Source organism: Mesorhizobium sp. M0500 (assembly GCF_040321165.1).
In the GTDB taxonomy this organism is placed as follows: Bacteria; Pseudomonadota; Alphaproteobacteria; order Rhizobiales; family Rhizobiaceae; genus Mesorhizobium.
The window spans coordinates 456,999-475,974 of the sequence record NZ_JAMYRB010000003.1 but is presented as its reverse complement, the minus strand read 5'-3'; the positions used below and the strand labels follow the sequence as shown (position 1 = coordinate 475,974).

Here is an 18,976-nt window from a genome sequence, read left to right as displayed (position 1 = left end):
GGGAGAAGGGAGATAGACGCAATGTCGACCACTATTCCGCAACGCTGCCAGTTTGCGAAACCATCTGCGATAGCGTCTTTCTCCCCGTCACTATACGGGGAGAAATGCCCGGCAGGGCAATGAGGGGCGGCGCCGACGAACCTGATGAGCCCCTCTCATGAGGCCGGTTCAAATGCCACCCTGCCCTACCCCACCCACTTCTCATAATCGGACACCAGCAGGTGCAGCGGTGCTGTGTCCTCGTCGATGTCCGCGAAGCGGCCGATTGGTTCGCGAAAGACATTGTCGGTGAGATCGTCGTTGACGGTCGAAACCTCGCCGATCAGCACGTCCTTGCCCTCGGCCCAGAAGGCATGCCAGACACCCGGCAGCAAAGTGACGCTCTGGCCTGGGTCGAGCTTCAGGAGCCCACCCGCAGGTAGTCTGTGGATGGTTCCGTCGACAGGCACCGATACTTCGGCCTTCGGATCGATGCCGCCATCGCGATCATGCATGAACAGCTCCAGCACCAGTTTGCCGCCGCCGCGGTTGATGATGTCCTCGGCCTTGATGTTGTGGCGATGCATCGGCGACAACTGGTCCTTGCGCGAGATCATGATCTTTTCGGCATAGAGCATGCCCATGCCCTTCTTCATGTCCTCGTAGCGGCCGTTGCGGACGGTGAACAGGAACAGGCCGAGCTCGTCGAATTTCTCCTGGCCGTAGTCGGTGATGTCCCAGCCGAGCCGGGAGGAGAAGATTGCCGACGAATCCTGCCGACGCGCCTTCATCTCTTCGGGGGTCCAGTAGGCGAAGGGCGGCATGATGTAGCCGAAAGAGCGGATGAAGGCGTCGGCGTCGCGGATGATGTCGTTGATGGCGGAGCGTTTCATGGTCGTGGTTCCTTCCCGTCGCGTTCCAAGCGCTAACCGCATAGCCGAACGCCCATCCGGTGTCGATGCAAACTGCTGTCGCTGGCCCCATGACATGCGGTCCGATCAGGGCCATAAGGTCAACCAATTTTCCGATGGTGAGACCATGCGCAGCATAGACGACCTCGATACGCCGGCGATCCTGATCGATGCCGGCCGCGCCGAAGCCAATATCGCGCGGGCGCAGGCCCATGCCGACCGGCACGGGCTGAAGCTCAGGCCGCACATCAAGACCCACAAACTGCCCTACTGGGCAAAGAAGCAGATCGCGGCCGGCGCCGTCGGCATCACCTGCCAGAAGATCGGCGAGGCCGAGGTCATGGCCGACGCCGGACTGACCGACATCTTTCTGCCCTACAATATCCTCGGGCGGGCCAAGCTGGAGCGCCTCAAGGCGCTGCACGGCCGCGTAACCCTGTCGGTGACAACGGACAGCATGGACACGCTGATGGGACTTGCCGCCACCTTTACCGATCCCGGCCACCGCCTGCCGGTGCTGGTCGAATGCGACACCGGCATGGGCCGCTGCGGTGTGCAGTCGGCCGGCGAGGCAGTCGCGCTGGCGAGCGAGATCGACAAGGTCCGGGGGCTCGTCTTCGGCGGCTTGATGACCTACCCGGGGGCGGGCCGCGCCACCGAGACCGAGGCGTGGCTCGCCGATGCGCAGCAAGCACTTGCCGCAGCCGGCCTTGCTTGCGAGCGCATCTCCAGCGGCGGCACACCCGATATGTGGCGTTCCGGCGAGCACAGCGTCGTTACCGAATACCGGCCCGGCACCTACATCTATCTCGACCGCTACCAGGTCGCCAAAGGCGTCGGCAGCCTCGACGATTGCGCACTGACGGTGCTGTCGACGGTGGTCAGCCACCCAACGCCGATACGCGCCATCCTCGACGCCGGCAGCAAGGCCCTGTCCAGCGATACGCTGGGGCTCGCCGATTTCGGCGAGCTGCTGGGCATTTCAGGCGCAAGGGTGACCAGCCTCAGCGAAGAGCACGGCAACGTCACGCTGTCAGGCGGCGCCGAGCTTCGCATCGGCGAGCGCGTGCGCGTCGTGCCCGACCATTGCTGCGTCGTCACCAACCTGTTCGACGAGGTGCATCTGATCGAAGGCGACAAGGTGCTGGAAACGCTGCCGGTGGCAGCACGCGGGCGGATGGGGTGAGTCCAGCTGGAGCGCGTGCGCTTCAGGTACAAAATCCTTCAAACGCTTATGGGACAGCGCCCCCCTCTGGCCTGCCGGCCATCTCCCCCTCAAAGGGGGGAGATCGGTAGCTTCGCCGGTAGCGCCTCTCTTTCAACATTCGCGATTGGCGAAACGATACGTGACATTCAATCTCCCCCCTGGAGGGGGAGATGGCCGGCAGGCCAGAGGGGGGCGCGAAGGAACTCGACGAAGATCAGCTAGCCTGTCTCGCGGCAACCCGGCGCATCGAAATGACGCGGCGGCGCCAGATCTCGGTGCGCATCGCCATCAGATGCAGCGCAAAGAACAGCACGGTAAAACCAACCGCCATCACCAGCAGCGGCCACAAAAGACTTGGGTCGATGGTCGGGCCGCCAAGACGGAACACCGACGCCGGCTGGTGCAGCGTATTCCACCAGTCGACCGAGAATTTGATGATCGGAATGTTGATGAAGCCGACCAAAGTGATGATTGCGGCGGCCCAGGCGGCGCGCCCGGCATCGTCGAGCGCGCGGGTCAGCGCGATGATGCCGAGATACATCAGGAACAGGATGAAGACCGAGGTCAGCCGCGCGTCCCACACCCACCAGGTGCCCCACATCGGCTTGCCCCAGATCGAACCGGTGATCAGTGCAAGGGCGGTGAAGACGGCGCCGATGGGTCCCGCCGATTTTAGCGCCACGTCAGCCAGCGGATGGCGCCAGACCAGCGTGCCCAGTGCCGAGACCGCCATCAGCGTGTAGCACATCATGGCGAGCCAGGCGAAAGGCACGTGGATATACATGATGCGAACGGTGATGCCTTGCTGGAAGTCCTCAGGCGCCGTGAAGCTCATATAGAGACCCACGCCGAGGACGATGGCGGCCACGCTCGCCAACCACGGCACCACCTTGTCGACCAGCGCGACGAACCGCGTCGGGTTGGCAAGGTCCATCCAGCCGGAGAGGCGTGAAGTCGTATCGCTCATGCGGCTTTACATAGACCGCCGGCGGAGTTGCGGCAACCGCAGCGGCGGTACGTCTTCCCTTCTCCCCTTGCGGGAGAAGGTGGATCGGCGCGTAGCGTCGAGCCGGATGAGGGGTGCTGGACGGAGTGAGGCGCCAATGATCGCCGTGCGCCGAAGTCTGGATTTGGATGAAGATTTGCGCCAAGCTGGAGCACCCCTCATCCGACCTCGCTTCGCGAGGCCACCTTCTCCCGCAAGGAGACCTTTGCACGGGGAAGCGAAATCCTGGTTGGTGAGTTAATGGGGCTTTTTTGAAAGCCGGGAAAGCAGTTTTCGACGGCTTGGCATGGCATCGAACGGCATGACCGGCCGATCCGCCGATTTTAGGCCGATTTTAGACAGACTCCTCCTCATGCCGGCTTTCCGCCAGGTGGATAGAGGGCGCCGACCATGGTCCGCAGATTGTAGGCGCAGGCGGCTAGTATGCATTGCGTGCGGTTGGCGGCGAGGTTGAAGAAGCGCAGGCGCCGCATGCCGTAGCGCTCCTTGAACACAGCAAAAGGCCGCTCCACAGCCGCCCGCACCTTGGCGATCAACCGGTTACGCAGCTTCTGGCGCGCCGGCAACTCGGGATGATGCTTGTTGGGCCGCCGCATCAGCCGGTCCTTGATCCCGGCCTTGGCCAGCCGATCATGCCTGGCATGGGTGTAGTAGGCCTGATCGCCATAGGCCGCCTTCTCATCGCCGCAAACCAGATTGTCGGCCGCCTCGGTGTCGGTGATCGAGGCGTCGCTTACCTCGACACGCCGGATCATGGTGTGCTCCTGGTCGGCGCCGATGTGCATCTTGTAGCCGAAGGTGCTCTTGTTGCCCTTCTTGCCCCAGCGCGCGTCCTTGTCGGCCGACGGCTTGGCCGGGCCCTGGTGGCCCTTCTTCGGCTGCTTGGGCGGCCGCCCACGGGCCTGCAGGAACGTCGCATCGACTAAGGTGCCGCGCTTGATGATCAGCCCCTTCGTCTCCAGCTGGCGGTTGATCTCCTCAAACACCTTGTCGATCAGCCGCTCGCGCGTCAGTTCCTCGCGGAAGCGCCACAGTGTCGAATGATCGGGCGTACGGTCCGAAAGGCTGAAGCCGGCAAAGCGGCGAAACGACAGCCGGTCACGGATCTGAGCCTCCAATGCCGGATCGCTCAGCCCGTGCCACACGCCCAGCAAAAGACAGCGCACCAGCGCCTCCGCCGGGTAGCTGGTGTTGCCCGAGCCGGGACCGCTGCGCTGACCCAGCAATGTTCGGATCGGTGCCCAGTCCAGTTCCTTCGATACCAGGTCGAAAATCGTCTCGTCCGACGCCGCCAGCCCGTCCGCCAGACTCAACTGACCCAGAACACGATCCGCCATCCCGAATCTCCCTGCTTCGACCATCATCACAGAATCACCGATCGGCTTCTGTGCAAAGGTCTCGCAAGGGGAGAAGGCAAGCCGCGCTGCTCAGGCGGCTTCGTTCACCGGACGGCTGAGGCGGCGGACCTCCTCGTCGTTGAGCAGGCCGCCGGCGCGCAGCAGGCTGGCGAAGCGACCGTTGCGCAGCGACAGTTCGGTGAACCCGCCCATCTCGACCACCCGGCCCTTGTCCATGAACACGACCAGATCGGCGTCGCGAACGGTGGTCAGGCGGTGGGCGATGATGAAGGTGGTGCGGCCGCGCCGCAATTCGTCGATGGCGTCCTTGACGCGGTCTTCCGTCTCGACGTCGAGCGCGCTGGTCGCCTCGTCGAGAACCAGGATGGGCGCGTCCTTCAGCACGGCGCGGGCGATCGCGATGCGCTGGCGCTCGCCACCGGACAGCTGTCCGCCGCGTTCGCCGACGACCGTGTCGTAGCCCTCGCACTTTGACAGGATGAAATCCTGCGCGGCGGCGGCATTGGCCGCGGCATGGACCTCGTCATAGCTCGCCTCCGCGCGGCCGACGCGGATGTTGTCCTCGATCGAGCGGTTGAGCAGGCCGGCATCCTGGAAGACGGTGGCGATCGAATGGCGCAGCGACTTGCGGGTCACCGTGCGGGTATCGATGCCGTCGATCAGGATGCGTCCGCCGGACGGCGTGAAGACGCGCTGCAGAAGGTTGATGAGCGTCGTCTTGCCGGCGCCCGTCGGGCCGACGATGGCGACGGTCTGGCCGGCCTGGACCTCGAACGACGCGTCGTCGACGCCCTGCCCGGAATTGCCGAACTCGAAGCAGACATTCTCGAAACGCACATGACCGGTGACGTTGACGAGCTCGCGCAGCCCATCGGGCTCGGCGGCGTCGGATGCAGAGTCCTCGAGATGATAGAATTCCTCGAGCTTGGCGCGCGCCTCGGAAATCTGGTTGGCGAAGGCCGACATCTGGTCGAGCCGGGCAATCAGCAGCGTGGCAAAGCCGGTAAAGGCGATGACGTCGCCGATGCGCAACTGGCCGTGCGTCACCAGATAGGCGCCAATCAAGAGCACCACCATCATCGAAATCGTCGACGACAGGCGGTGCAGCGCGTTGGCCATCGCCCACCAGTCGAGCACCGGATTCTGTGCGTCGAGCAGGTTCTTGACGTAGCGCTTCAGCGCCTCGGTCTCATGGCCGATGCGGTTGTAGCTTTGCAGGACGGCGACGTTGCTGACCGAGTCGGTCACATGCGCAAATACCTTGTGGTAGTGCCGCTCCACGGCCGCCTGGCCTTCCTTGGTGCGCCGCATCACCAGCCGTCCGATGCCGACATAGAGCGCGCCAAGCGCCAGCAGCACCATCGACATGCGGATATCCATGCTGAGCGCGGTGGGCACCAACAGGACCAACGCAACCGCGGTCGACAGATGCTGCCGCATGAATTCCAGCCAGAGGCTGAACAAGGTCTCGACCGCGCGCAGGAGCGTGTGCAGGGAATTGGAGGTGCCGCGCTGATGATGCCAGGCAAGCGGCATGGTGATCACGCGCTCGAACGACTGGCAAAGAACCTCGCTGCGCCGCTGGTGGGCAAAGCGGTCGGCGCCGCGCGCCACCAGCACGAAGGCGATGATGTTGAACGCGCCGAGGCCGGCCCACATTGCGAGTGTCGCGAATACCGAGCCGCGGTCCGAAATGGCATCGATCACCCGGCCGAACATGATCGGCTCGAGAATGGCGATAATGGCAAGCGCGACATTCGCCCCGCAGATAAACGCAACGCGTTTCCTGTCGGCAGCGAGATAACCAAGGGCTCGCCAGTAGATTTGCAGAAGTGACACTTCAGCTACTCCGCCAATTATTTATGGTGCAGTGCGTCATTTTTTGACTCGTATCGGTTGACGCGTCGCAAAACAATGCTCGTCTAGCTCTTCCGTTCCCATTCCGCGAACAAAAGATGACGACGCTTCGAAATTTGCCGTGATCGTCTAACAGTTTGAGATAAAAGGTGAAATGTCAGCGTTGCGGCAAAATCATGGCAGATGGAAAGCACTGCCACAATTTTAATCAGCAAGACCCTGGGCACGACGTCTAAAGTCGTGTGCAGGCATTCAGCAAGGTCAAACGCAAATATAACCGGTAGATGCACTTGGAGCGCCCGTGCGTGCCCCTGGGAACGCTAAGCGACGCTCCAAGCCCTTGAATCTAGGCCGGTATTCTGACGACCACCTCGGCACTATCTCCGGCTTTTGGCTCGAAGGACGAAGATTTGGTCTTCGTGCCATTCACTTCAAGTGAGATGGCCCGGGCCTTTTTGTCGCGGACGACGCGTACTTTGATCTCGGCGCCCAGCATCTTCAGGGTTGCCGAATAGCCGTCCCAATGGCTAGGAAGTCTCGGCGTGAACTGGAGGCGCTGTCCGCGGCGCTCTATGCCGAGAATGCTCTCGACCGCAGCTCGATAAAGCCAGCCCGCCGACCCGGTATACCAGGTCCAGCCGCCTCGGCCGCCCTTGTCTTGCCCGGAATAAACGTCGGCCGCGACGACATAAGGTTCCACCCGGTAGCGCTCTGCCGCGGCTTCGTCGAGCGCATGGTTGACCGGATTGAGCATTGAAAGGCAACGGTAGGAATCGTCGGTGCGACCCATCTCGGCTAGCGCAATGACGAACCATGTTGCCGCGTGCGTGTATTGGCCGCCGTTTTCACGGACCCCCGGCGGATAGCTCTTGATGTAGCCCGGGTCCTTTTCCGTCTTCGAGAAGGGCGGGGTGAACAGTTTGGCGATCTTGAGGTCGTCGTCGACGAGCGCTTTCATCGCCTGCGCCATTGCCGTGGTCGACCGCGCCGGGTCGCCCTCGCCCGAAAGCACGCTCCAGGACTGGGCGATCGAGTCGATCTTGCACTCGTCCGACTTGCGCGAGCCGAGCGGCGTGCCGTCGTCGAAGCTGCCGCGCCGATACCACTCGCCATCCCAGGCGGTGCTTTCCAGCGCCCGCTTCAGCACCTCGGCGTGCTTCGTCCAGGCCTGCACGCGCTTGGCATCGCGCTCCGCCTTGGCGACAGCGGCAAAGTCGCCCAGCGTCTTCAGCAGGAACCAGCCCAGCCACACGCTCTCGCCCTTGCCGTGCTCGCCGACGCGGTTCATGCCGTCGTTCCAGTCGCCGCCGAGGATCAGCGGCAGCCCGGCTGGGCTGCTGCGCTTGACGGCAAGATCGAGCGCCCGCGCGCAATGGTCGTAGAGCGAGGCTGTCTTCTTCGAGATTTCTGGGATGAAGAAAGCATCGTGCTCGCCTTCGCCTAGCGCCTGCCCTTCGATGAAGGGCAGTTGCTCCTTCAGGATCGCGGTGTCGCCGGTCACCAGCAGGTAGCGGGCCGTGGCGTGGGCCAGCCAGACGACGTCGTCCGAGATCATGGTGCGGACGCCGGCCTCGGTGCGCGGCAGCCACCAATGCTGCACGTCGCCTTCGGGGAATTGCCGCCGCGCCGCATTGAGTATCTGATCACGCGCCAGCTTGGGGTCATGCGCCAGCAAAGCCAAGGTATCCTGCAACTGATCGCGGAAGCCGAAGGCACCGCTCGCCTGATAGAACGCAGAGCGGGCACGGATGCGGCAGGCCAGGCTCTGATAGGGCAGCCAGTGATTGACCATAGCGTCGAGTGCCTTGTCCGGCGTCTCGACCTGGATTGTGTCGAGAAAGCCGCGCCATGTGCGCTCGTTGTCGGCCAGCCGCTGATCGAAATCCCTTGAGCGATGGGTCTGCACCAGCGCCCTGGCCGCCTCGGGCGAGGCCGCGTCGCCGAGCAGCCAGAGCAGCGTGACGTCGCCGCCGGCAGCGATGTCGATGTCGCGTGCGATGGCCGCGCAGGGATCGTCGCCGGCCTCGACACGGCCGGACAGGCCGGCGCCGCTCAGCACGGCATGCGGAAACTCGCTCGTGCCTTGCCTGCCGATGAACTCGCCGCGATCGGCGGTGACCGAATGCACAGCACCGTCGGCGGCCAGAAAGGCGATCCGCTCGCCGAAATCGAGCCCATAGGGATTTTGCGCCAGCAATGCGCCGGTTGCGGCATCCCTCGACGGAACGATGCTTGCAGCGGTGCGCGAGCGATGGCCGCCAAGAACCCATTCCGCATAGGCGTAGACGCGCAGCCGCATCGGCACCGAACCCGAATTCTGGATGCGCAGCCGCGATATCTTCACCGGATCGACGGGATCGACAACATGGGTCAGGTCCATCGACAGCGGCCCGCGTTTTGAGCGGAACGTCGAAAAACCCTGCCCGTGCCAGGTTTCGTAGGTCATTGTCGGATCACGCACCACGGCAGCCATTGGCGAGAACGCCCTGCCACTGGCATGATCGTAGATATAGATGCCCTCGCCCGGCCGGTTGGTGACCGGATCGTTCGACCATGGCGTCAACTGATAGTCGCGGCTGTTGCGGCTCCAGGTGAAGGCAGCGCCTTCAGCCGATATGTGGAACCCGAACGATGGGTTGGAGATGACGTTGATCCACGGCTGCGGCGTCGTGCGCCGGCCGGCAAGACGCACGACGTAGTGGCGTCCGTCGCCGTCGAAGCCGCCGAAACCGTTCCATTGGTCGAGCCCGCTGCCGTCGACGCGGCCCTCGATCAGTGCCTGGGCCGCAGATGCTTGCGACGTCGGCACCGGCAAGGACGGCTCGCGAAGCGCTGCAAGGTCTGCCGGCTGGAGGGCGGCGTCCCGCGCCTGCAGTGCCGCGGCCTCGGCGCGCTCGATCTGGTCGAAGATGGTGCCGTTGCGCGTATGCAGCACCACCCGAGCGACGGCGAGCAAGGTCCTGTAGGTCGTTTCCTCCATCAGATCGCGGCGCACTGCGAAGATGTGCTGGCGGGGTCCGAGTTCCTTGCCGCGCAACCGGCTGTTTTCGCACAGCGTCTCCACCGCGCGCTGCAGGTCCTGCACGTAGGATGACGCCTGCTCGTTGACGACGACAAAATCGATCATCATGCCGCGGGCGCGCATGTATTCCTGGAAGCGAAGCGCCTGGGCGACGATCTCCAGATCGGCGACATCGGCGATCCTGACCAGGAAAATCGGAAAATCGCCGGATATGCTGGTCGGCCACAGGCTGGACTGCCTGCCGAGCCCGGAGACGATGGATTCGCCCGGAAGGCGCAGGAACGGATCGGGATAGATCAGATAGCGCGCCAGCTTCTGCACATTGGCGGCGTCGGACAGGCTGAGGCCAAGGTGCCGGGTCTGCACCTGCGAGCGCGTCCAGGCGAGCATCGCCTGGCGGGCGAAGCTTTCGGGATGGTCGAGCCGTGCGATGGCGGCATCCAATTCGGCGCGATGGGTACCGACGACGGTCCAGAACGTCAGCGAAATCTTCTTGTTGGCCGGCACGCGCACCTGCCGGCGAAGCGATGCGATCGGATCCAGGGTGAAGCCGGAATGGCCCCCAAGCGTGGCGCCGGGATCAAAGGCAGCCGCTTCGGTGATGGTGCGGCCGCGGCCGATGAAGGCGCGCCTGTCGGTTTCCGCCTCGGCGTCTCGCGCCGATCCAGACGGGTCGGTGACGAAATGCACCATGGTGACGTCGGGTTCGTCCTTTTCGCGCTTGCCCCTGGTGGCGAAGATCGCGCCGTTGTTCGGCGCGATCTCGGTTTCCACGAACATCTTCGAAAAAGCCGGATGGGCATTATCCGAGGGCTCGGAGCCCAGCACCAGTTCGGCAAACGAGGTTACTTCGATATGCCGGTCGGCGGGGCCATCATTGTGGAGCGTCACCCGTCGGCCCTCACCATTGCCTTCCGAGATGACGATGCACTCGACTTCCGAACGCAGCGATCCAATCGATTTGACGAAGCTCGCCTTGTCGTCGGAGAACAGCGTTTGCGCACGCTCGCCGACGGCGCGCTTCGGCTCGGCGGTGGTCGACCACCAGTCTCCGTTGCTGGCGTCGCGCAGGAAAATATAGGAACCAAGGCGATCCTCGGTCGGATCCGGCTGCCAGCGCGTGACGGCAAGTTCGCCCCAGCGGCTGTACCCGGAGCCGGTGGCGGTCACCATGACCGAATAGCGGCCATTGGACATGACACTGGTCGAGCGGAGCGCCCTGAGCGGATCGAGCACGATGCGGGTATCCGGGCTTTCCAGCTCGGTCTCGTCCTTCGAGCGCTCGTCGGCCTCGGTCCTGACGGTCGCAGTCGGGATGTCGCGCGGCGCCCTTTCCTGCAGCAGCAATTCGGCCGACTCGATCACCGGATCGCTGTGGAAGCGGTCGCGCAGGCGCCCTTCGAAGATCGCATCGGCAACTGCGGCAATCGACATGCCGGAGTGGTGGGCCATGTAGTTGAGCACGACGGCGTGGTCGGTGCCCTCGGGAACGCGTTGCGGCGTGAAATCCACCGCGTCGTAAAAACCGTGCCGGCCCAGTGCGCCCAGCCGCCTGAGCTTGGCCAGGTTCTGGACGGATTCATGCGGCGTGAACTGCGCTGCCAGCACGGTCGCGTAAGGCGCGATCACCGTGTTTTGGCCAAGGCCGCGCTTCAGGCCGAGCCCGGGCACGCCGAAATTGGTGTACTGATAGGTTAGCTCGCGGTCGCGGGCGTTGTAGGCCGCTTCCGAAATCCCCCAGGGAACGTTCTTCGAACGGCCATACTGGATCTGGCGCTTGATGATGAGCTTGCTGGTCTGGTTGAGAATGCTGCCTTGCGGCTCCTTCATCACTAACGGCGGCATCAGATATTCGAACATCGAGCCGGACCAGGACATCAGTGCGCCCTGGAAGCCGATCTCGACGATCGGCCGGCCGAGCCGAAACCAGTGCTCGGTCGGCAAATCGCCCTTGGCGATGGCGAACAGGCTGGTCAGCCGCGCCTCGGAGGCCAAAAGATCGTAGCAGCTTTCGTCGAGCTGATGCTCCTCGACCCGGTAACCGATCGACAAGAGCTTGCGTTCGGGCCGCATCAGGAACGAGAAATCCATCTCGAAGGCGAAACGGCGCGTGCGCTCGCGCAACGTCAGAAGCTTGGCCCGCAATGCCGCGACGGCGTTTTCGTCGCTGTGCGCGTCGTGCACATGCGCCTCGCAGGTGGCTTCGAGCCTGGCCGCCCAATCGGCGATGGTGTCGCTCTGGGTCGACGCGGCCTCGGTGTGGATGGCTGTCGCGAGCTTGCGTATCTCGCCGGCCAGGACGGCCAGGTTGATGGTACGGATCGACGCCATCTCCGGCTGCGCCTTGATCAATTCGACCGCCCGCCGCATGCCGTCGAGACGGTCGGCGAGCCGCTGGCGCAATGGCCGCAATTGACGCCGGTCGTCGGGCAGTTCCTCAAGGCTTTCGTCGAGGATGGTGACGGTGTCGAGGATGCCTTCGAAGTCGCCCTGCACATGCACCGACGGCGCTTCGGCCCATTCGGCGCAGGCAGCGGCCACGGCCACCAGATGGCCGGCGAGATTGCCGCTGTCGACCGCCGAAATGTACAGCGGGTAGAGCGGCTTCAGGGTCGTCGTGTCATACCAGTTGAAGAGATGGCCGCGATCGCGCGGCATGCTCTCGATGGTCGACATGGTCGCGTCGATGCGGTTGACGGCGTCGGAGAGGCTGATCCAGCCGAAATCGCGTGCCGAAATCACCGACAGCAGGTAGACGCCGATATTGGTCGGCGAGGTGCGGGGCGCCACCACGGGGGCCGGGCTTTCCTGGAAATTATCCGGCGGCAGATGGTGATGCTCGGCCGTCACGAAGGTCTCGAAATAGTGCCATGTACGCCGCGCCACGGTGCGCAGCGCGTGGATGTCGGCGGCCGATATGCGCAGGCGGTCCTCGGTTTCGGCCGAACGGCTGATCCAGCAGGCGATGGCGGGCGAGCCGATCCAGAACAAGGCAAAGAAGAAGGCGACGAAGGCGCCGGTGGAATCGGCCAGCACCGGGACGGCGAGGCCGACAACGCCGATGATCACGGCGCCGTACATGATGCTGTAGTAGGAGCCGAGATCGTTGTCGCCGCCCTTGTGTGCCTGCGAGGCGGTGCGCCATTCGAGCAGGTTCTGGCGGCTGACGAACAGGCGGTAGAGCGTGCGGATGATCGCGTCGCCCATCATCCAGGCAAGATGCGCCATCAGCACGATCTTCAGCGCCACCAGGGCGGTGCCGAAGGCAACGTCGCGCGCCAGTGCCGAGAAATGGCCGCGCGGCGTCTGGTCGCCGCTCTTCGGCAGGATGGCGTCGACGATGTCGAAAGTGGGCGCCATGAACAGCGTGAGGATCAGCAGCGCCTGCCATTGGGCGGCCTGCGTGAAGGGCAGCAGCGTCCAGCCGGCGATCGCGGCCATCACCCAGAAGATCGGCGTCACCGAGCGGCGCAGATTGTCCACCATCTTCCAGCGCGACAGCGCCGGCACGTTTGAGCGCGGGCCAAGAATGAAGCCCAGAAGCTGCCAGTCGCCGCGTGCCCAGCGATGGTGGCGCGACGCGTCGACCGAATAGCGGGTCGGATAGTCCTCGACCAGTTCGACGTCGGTGACCAAGGCCGAGCGCGCCAGGGCGCCTTCGAGCAGATCATGGCTGAGGATGGTGTTTTCCTCGATGCGGCCCTTCAGCGCCGCCTCGAAGGCGTCGACATGGTAGAGACCCTTGCCGGTGAAGGAACCGTCGCCGAAGATGTCCTGGTAGAGATCCGACACGGCAAAGACGTACGGATCGAGCCCGCGATTGGCGGAAAAGACACGCTGAAAGAACGATGCCTCGTCGCCACTGGTCAGCGACGCGGTGATACGCGGCTGCAGGATGGAATAACCTGCCGTAACCTCGCGCCGTGCGACATCGAAATGCGGACGGTTGAGCGGGTGGCAAAGCTTGCCGGCCAGCGCAGCGACGGCGTCGCGGGTGGTGCGGGTGTCGGCGTCCAGCGTCATCACGTGGACGACGCTCTCCGGCAATGGCACTTCCAACGGCAGGAAGGTGGTGTCGCTGTCCCCGCGCAGCAGAAGGTTCAATTCGTGCAGCTTGCCGCGCTTGCGCTCCCAGCCCATCCAGACGCCTTGCGATGCGTTGTAGAGCCGGCGCCGATGCAGCAGATAAAAGCGCGGCGCCCCTTCCGAGGGATAGCGGGCGTTCAGCCTGGCGATTTCGGCGCGGGCGAATTCGAGGATTTCGACATCCGCCGTATCGATCTCGGTCTTCGAGTCCGGCCAGTCGGAAAGCAGCGCGAAATAGACTTCGCCCGCCGTGTTGGCGAGGTGATGCACCTCGATGTTGCGGATGTTCTCCTCGACATCGTCGCGCGAGCCGATCAGCGACGGCACCACCACCAGCGTGCGCGCCTCGGGCGGCACACCGTGCCTGAAATCATAGCCGATGAGACGCGTCGGCTTCAAAAACAGCGAGACGACGGTGTTGAAGAATGCAAGCGCGCCTTCGCTGGCCGGCACCGCGAACAGGGCCAGCATCAGGACGATCGACGGCACCGACAGGCCGAGATTGGCAAGCGCATTGCCGGAAACGACCAGAAGCAGGACCGTCAGCGCAAACACCGGCACGACGATGCCCAGCCATCCGGTCTTGCGGAAGGTCCGGTTGAGCGTCTTGCCGATGGTCGGCCGGTAGCCGATCGACCGCTCGAGCTCCTGCCGGCGCGGGCCGACCAGAAAGAAGCCGACGTCGGTGTGAGCGATCGGACCGCTTTCGGAGCCCGGTGCATCGGCAGCATGGCCGGCGAGCTCGATCGCCCTTTCGGCAACGCGAAATTCGGAGAGATCGGAACGGCGCGCCAGCTCCTCGATCGCAGTCCGGTATTGGTCGCGCGAAAAGAAATCGAGCGCGGCGAAATCGGTGCGTTCGCGCAGCAAGGTGTCGATGCGGCTGACGCCCTCGAACCACACCGTCCAGTCGATGTCGTTGATCAGGCGCAGGCCGCGGATGATGTTGCCGGTGGTCACGTTGCCGCTGGACAGCGTGTGGTGCTCGCTGAGGATGATCTCCTCGGCGTCGGAGCCGGTCCTTTCCAGCTCGCCCTCCAGCCATTCCAGCGCCCTGCCGGCATTTTGCGAGCCGTCACGCAGCCGGTAGAGCAACTGGGTGGCGAAGGTGGTGTCCTGCGCATGGGCGCTGTAGTGGGAAAGTATCGCCTGCCGGTCGGCGCTGTCGTCCGTCGCCAGCACACGGTCGGCGACCTCGTTGGCGATCTGGCGCAGTTCCCGCGTGCGATTGACGCGGACCGCGATCCGGCGAAGGTTCTCGATTAGGACGAAGCGCAGCAGCGACGGCAGCGCCCATAATTCGCCAATCTTCAGCGGCTCGATGGACTGGAAGCCTTCGACGATCGCCTTGAACATGGCCGACGAGACGGAACTGTCGGAATGCGCGACATAGGTCCACGCGACCGCCAGTGCGCGCGGCACGCTGGATCCATCCGACAGTTTCAGCGTCGGCAACTGGCGGTAGAAGCGGCGCGGCAGGTCGCGCTTGACCTGAAAAATGGTCTCCTCGACCAGGTAGTTGTTGTCGAGCAGCCACTGCGCCGCGGGCGTGATCGTTTCGCCCCTCGCCTGGGCAGCGTTGGTGGAACGGTAGACATCGAGAATTTTCCTGGCGCTGTCGCGGATGCGCGCCTGAAAATCGAAAGGCGTCAGACCGAACAAGTCCTTGGCGTCGCCATTGGCAAGGGCTGCGCCCAAAGCGCGCAGCCGATCTTCCGGCAGGAAATTGGAGCGTATCGGCACGTCGGTGACAGCCGGGAAGCTGGCGCTCGTCTTTTCGATCTGTGCGAGATTGGTCTGGATATTCATCTAAGGTTCCGTGTTGGGGACGCAGTGCGGCGTCACCGCCACGGCAATGTCCCTAAAACCGGTCCAAATGCAATTGGTTGCATCGCAACACTTGGCCGAAAGTTTTGTTTCCGCACCACGACAAGATGCCGTCTTTCGACAACTTCCAGGCGGGCACTATGAGCATCGTTTCGGCTTCTGATCGGCGGAAGATTCAGGCTTTTTCGTGATGCAGCGACCAGCTTACGCGATATTTGGCCGGCGTCACGATCATGTTTGGAAACAGACGTTAATCGTTGCCGGCAATGCGGTCGATGCGGATCACGAACAGCATGGCCGGCCGGACCGGATCCAGGCGCAGTTCCGGCGCTTGCGCCCCAAGCAACAGCGCGTCGAGCGGCCCAAGTTGCATGGGCGCCGCGCCGGCCACGCTGAGTTCGGCGTCGACGCACAGGATGAGTGTTTCATCGGCTTCGGCCTGGATCTCCGTCGGAGCCGAAATCAGCAGGCGCTCGACCGTGTGGATCGCCCGGTCGCGGCGGGTCATGACGTTGAGGTCGGTGATCGGACCGGCGATCAGCGTGGCTTGCGTCGGCACGTCGGCCGGAAAGGCAAGCGGTGCGGAAGTCTTGATGATTTCGACCGGTAGCCGGCCGGCGATGTCGAGGATCATGCCCTCGCCTTCCAGCAACGCCAAGGTCCGGTCGACGCCGGCAAATCCGGAAAATGGGCCGCCGCTCTCGACCAGCGCCATCGAGACGCGCCAGTCGAAATCGTCGAGCCCGGCACCTGGCGGCGAGACGGCAATCTCCGTCGTCACCCCGCCGCCGTTCTTCCACGGCATCGACCGGTATTCGGCTGCCCGAAGGATGCGCAAGGCGCGGCTCAGCCCAAAATGCCGGGCAGGTTGAGCTGGTTCTCCCGGGCGCACTCGATCGCGATGTCATAGCCGGCATCGGCGTGGCGCATGACGCCGGTCGCCGGATCGTTCCACAGAACCCGCTCCAGGCGCTTGGCCGCCTCGGGCGTGCCGTCGGCGACGATGACCATGCCGGCATGCTGCGAAAAGCCCATGCCGACGCCGCCGCCATGGTGCAGCGACACCCAGGTGGCGCCGGACGCCGTGTTGAGCAAGGCATTGAGCAACGGCCAGTCGGAGACGGCATCGGAGCCGTCCTTCATCGCCTCCGTCTCGCGGTTCGGCGAGGCGACCGAGCCGGAATCGAGGTGATCGCGGCCGATGACCACCGGCGCCTTCAGTTCGCCCCTGGCGACCATCTCGTTGAAGGCGAGGCCGAGCCGGTGGCGATCGCCAAGCCCAACCCAGCAGATGCGCGCCGGCAGGCCCTGGAAGGCGATGCGCTCACGCGCCATGTCGAGCCAGTTGTGCAGATGGGTGTTGCCGGGGGTCAGCTCGCGCACCTTGGCGTCGGTCTTGTAGATATCCTCGGGATCGCCGGAAAGCGCTGCCCAGCGGAACGGCCCGATGCCGCGGCAAAACAGCGGACGGATATAAGCCGGCACGAAACCCGGGAAGGCAAAAGCATTCTCGAACCCCTCCTCCTTCGCCACCTGGCGGATGTTGTTGCCGTAGTCGAGCGTCGGCACGCCGGCATTCCAGAACGCCACCATCGCCTCGACATGCTCGCGCATCGACGCGCGGGCAGCTCTTTCAACGGCCTTCGGGTCGCTGGTGCGCTTCTCGCGCCACTCGGCCAGCGACCAGCCCTTGGGCAGATAGCCATTGAGCGGGTCATGCGCCGAGGTCTGGTCGGTGACGATGTCAGGGCGCACGCCGCGCCGCACCAGTTCCGGCAAGATGTCGGCGGCGTTGCCGACCAGGCCAACCGATTTCGCCTCACCGGCTTTGGTCCAGCGCTCGATCTTTTCCAGAGCCTCGTCGAGCGTGTCGGCGCGCTCATCGACATAGCGGGTGCGCAGCCGGAAATCGATGCGGTCGGGATCGCATTCGACGGCCAGGCAGCAGGCGCCGGCCATGACCGCGGCGAGCGGCTGGGCACCGCCCATGCCGCCGAGACCGCCGGTCAGGATCCACTTCCCCCTGAGATTGCCGCCATAGTGCTGGCGGCCGGCCTCGACGAAGGTCTCGTAGGTGCCCTGCACGATGCCTTGCGTGCCGATGTAGATCCACGAGCCGGCCGTCATCTGGCCGTACATCATCAGGCCCTTTCTATCGAGCTCGTTGAATTTCTCCCATGTCGCCCAGTGCGGCACCAGGTTGGAATTGGCGATCAGCACGCGCGGGGCGTCAGGATGAGTGCGGAACACGCCGACCGGCTTGCCCGATTGCACCAACAGCGTCTCGTCGTCGCCAAGCGTCTTCAGCGAGGCAACGATGCGGTCGAAATCGTTCCAGGTGCGCGCCGCCCGGCCGATGCCGCCATAGACGACCAACTCGTTGGGGTTTTCGGCGACGTCTGGGTCGAGATTGTTCATCAGCATGCGCAACGGCGCTTCCGTCAGCCAGGTGCGGGCGTTGAGCTCGCTGCCGCGCGGGCTGCGCACTTCACGGATGTTGTGGCGAGGATCGGTCATGATTGTCCCTTTCGAGTGAGGTGCACCGCGCGTCAGCGTTCGGCCCAGGCGATCGCGGTTTCCAGGATCTTCTTCAGCGTGACGCGGATCGGCGCCGCGAATTCGGCCTCGTAAGGCACCGGCCAGTTAGCCGGTTCGCCCTTGCCTTCGGGCTCGCGCATATAGCCGCGGTTGGAGAGTTCCATCTGCAGCGCGTGGACGCCGGCTTGCGGCTGGCCGAAATGGCGCGTGATCCAGCCGCCCTTGAAGCGCCCGTTGACGACGTAGCTCTCGCCGGTTTCGGCGAGGATCTGGCCAACCGTCGCTTGCAGCGTCGGATCGGCGCTCTTGCCGTCATTGGTGCCGAGATTGAAGACCGGCAATTTGCCTTCGAAAAGGCGCGGCAGCACCGAGCGGATCGAATGGCAGTCATAGACGACGACCTTCCCATGCAAAGCGCGCAGCCTGTCGATCTCGGCCTGCAGAGCGGCATGATAGGGTACGAAGAACTTCTCGCGGCGTTCGTCGATCTCCGACGGTCCCGGCTCTTCACCCTTGCGGTAGAGCTGATCGCCGTCAAAGGTCTCTGTCGGGCAGAGCCCAGTCGTCGTCTGGCCGGGATAGAGCGAAACGCCGGACGGATCGCGATTGACGTCGATAACGGTGCGCGAAATCGCCGTATGCACAACGGTCGCGCCGAGGTCTTCTGCGAAGTCATAAAGCTTGTCGATCCACCAGTCGGCGTCACGGCGGCCGAGCCAGGGCGAGACCAGCCGGCTATCGAGGCCGGCGAGATCGATGCCGGTATGCGGGATCGAAACCAGCAGGGGTGCTGTGCCTTGGGTGACGGTGAGCCAGGAGGGCGAGGTCATAGAAGATTCTCCCGCGTTGGAGCTCTACGGCACCCCCCTCTGTCCTGCCGGACATCTCCCCCACGAGGGGGGAGATTGGCCGTCAGACCGGCTTTCGCCATTCTCCAACGTTGCAGGACAGAGCGAGGCGCCGCAGCTGCCAATCTCCCCACTAGAGGGGGAGATGCCCGGCAGGGCAGAGGGGGGCGCGAAGGAACTCGACCAAGCGTACCGACGTCGGGATTGCCGACAAGGCGAGGCAGCGCAGGGAATTCGCATTTTACTGCCCGCTGCAACGCATTTTGTTCTTGCTTTGTGCCGGCAGCTATGCTACTAACTTCGGTATGGTGCTGATTCGGCCCGACGACCCGCCTTT

Annotated in this window: 9 protein-coding genes; 1 reads left to right on the top strand and 8 read right to left on the bottom strand. The window is 64.0% G+C overall.

The annotated features are described in order from the left end of the window. Positions 1-185: 185 nt before the first annotated feature. On the bottom strand, positions 186-872 hold the full coding sequence (locus NKI70_RS09435) for a D-lyxose/D-mannose family sugar isomerase (RefSeq protein ID WP_352457149.1): 687 nt from the start codon (positions 870-872) through the stop codon (positions 186-188). Positions 873-1,017: 145 nt separating this feature from the next. On the opposite strand from NKI70_RS09435, the gene NKI70_RS09430 reads away from it, so the two are divergent. Further along, entirely contained in the window at positions 1,018-2,076 is a 1,059-nt protein-coding gene (locus NKI70_RS09430; protein ID WP_352724515.1) for a D-TA family PLP-dependent enzyme, read from the top strand. 235 nt (positions 2,077-2,311) lie between these two features. Here the strand turns inward: NKI70_RS09430 and NKI70_RS09425 are convergent, their stop codons facing one another. From NKI70_RS09425 to hutG, 7 genes are all read right to left on the bottom strand, one after another. Next, on the bottom strand, positions 2,312-3,064 hold the full coding sequence (locus NKI70_RS09425) for a heme ABC transporter permease (protein ID WP_352571512.1): 753 nt from the start codon (positions 3,062-3,064) through the stop codon (positions 2,312-2,314). Positions 3,065-3,453: 389 nt separating this feature from the next. Next, complete coding sequence (locus NKI70_RS09420; protein WP_352724514.1) at positions 3,454-4,440, bottom strand: IS5 family transposase; 987 nt, start codon at positions 4,438-4,440, stop codon at positions 3,454-3,456. Between the two features lie 90 nt (positions 4,441-4,530). Next, entirely contained in the window at positions 4,531-6,300 is a 1,770-nt protein-coding gene (locus tag NKI70_RS09415; protein ID WP_352571513.1) for a glucan ABC transporter ATP-binding protein/ permease, read from the bottom strand. Positions 6,301-6,664: 364 nt separating this feature from the next. Continuing rightward, positions 6,665-15,235 (bottom strand): glycoside hydrolase family 94 protein, encoded by an 8,571-nt coding sequence (locus NKI70_RS09410; protein ID WP_352571514.1) that lies wholly within the window; start codon positions 15,233-15,235, stop codon positions 6,665-6,667. A 268-nt stretch (positions 15,236-15,503) separates the two neighbouring features. Continuing rightward, positions 15,504-16,091 (bottom strand): HutD/Ves family protein, encoded by a 588-nt coding sequence (locus NKI70_RS09405; RefSeq protein ID WP_352699048.1) that lies wholly within the window; start codon positions 16,089-16,091, stop codon positions 15,504-15,506. A gap of 8 nt (positions 16,092-16,099) precedes the next feature. Further along, entirely contained in the window at positions 16,100-17,770 is a 1,671-nt protein-coding gene (gene hutU / locus NKI70_RS09400; RefSeq protein WP_352457143.1) for a urocanate hydratase, read from the bottom strand. 32 nt (positions 17,771-17,802) lie between these two features. Then, the gene (gene hutG, locus NKI70_RS09395) at positions 17,803-18,621 is read right to left on the bottom strand and encodes an N-formylglutamate deformylase (protein ID WP_352724513.1); all 819 of its coding nucleotides are present in this window, start codon (positions 18,619-18,621) and stop codon (positions 17,803-17,805) included. Positions 18,622-18,976: the final 355 nt, after the last annotated feature.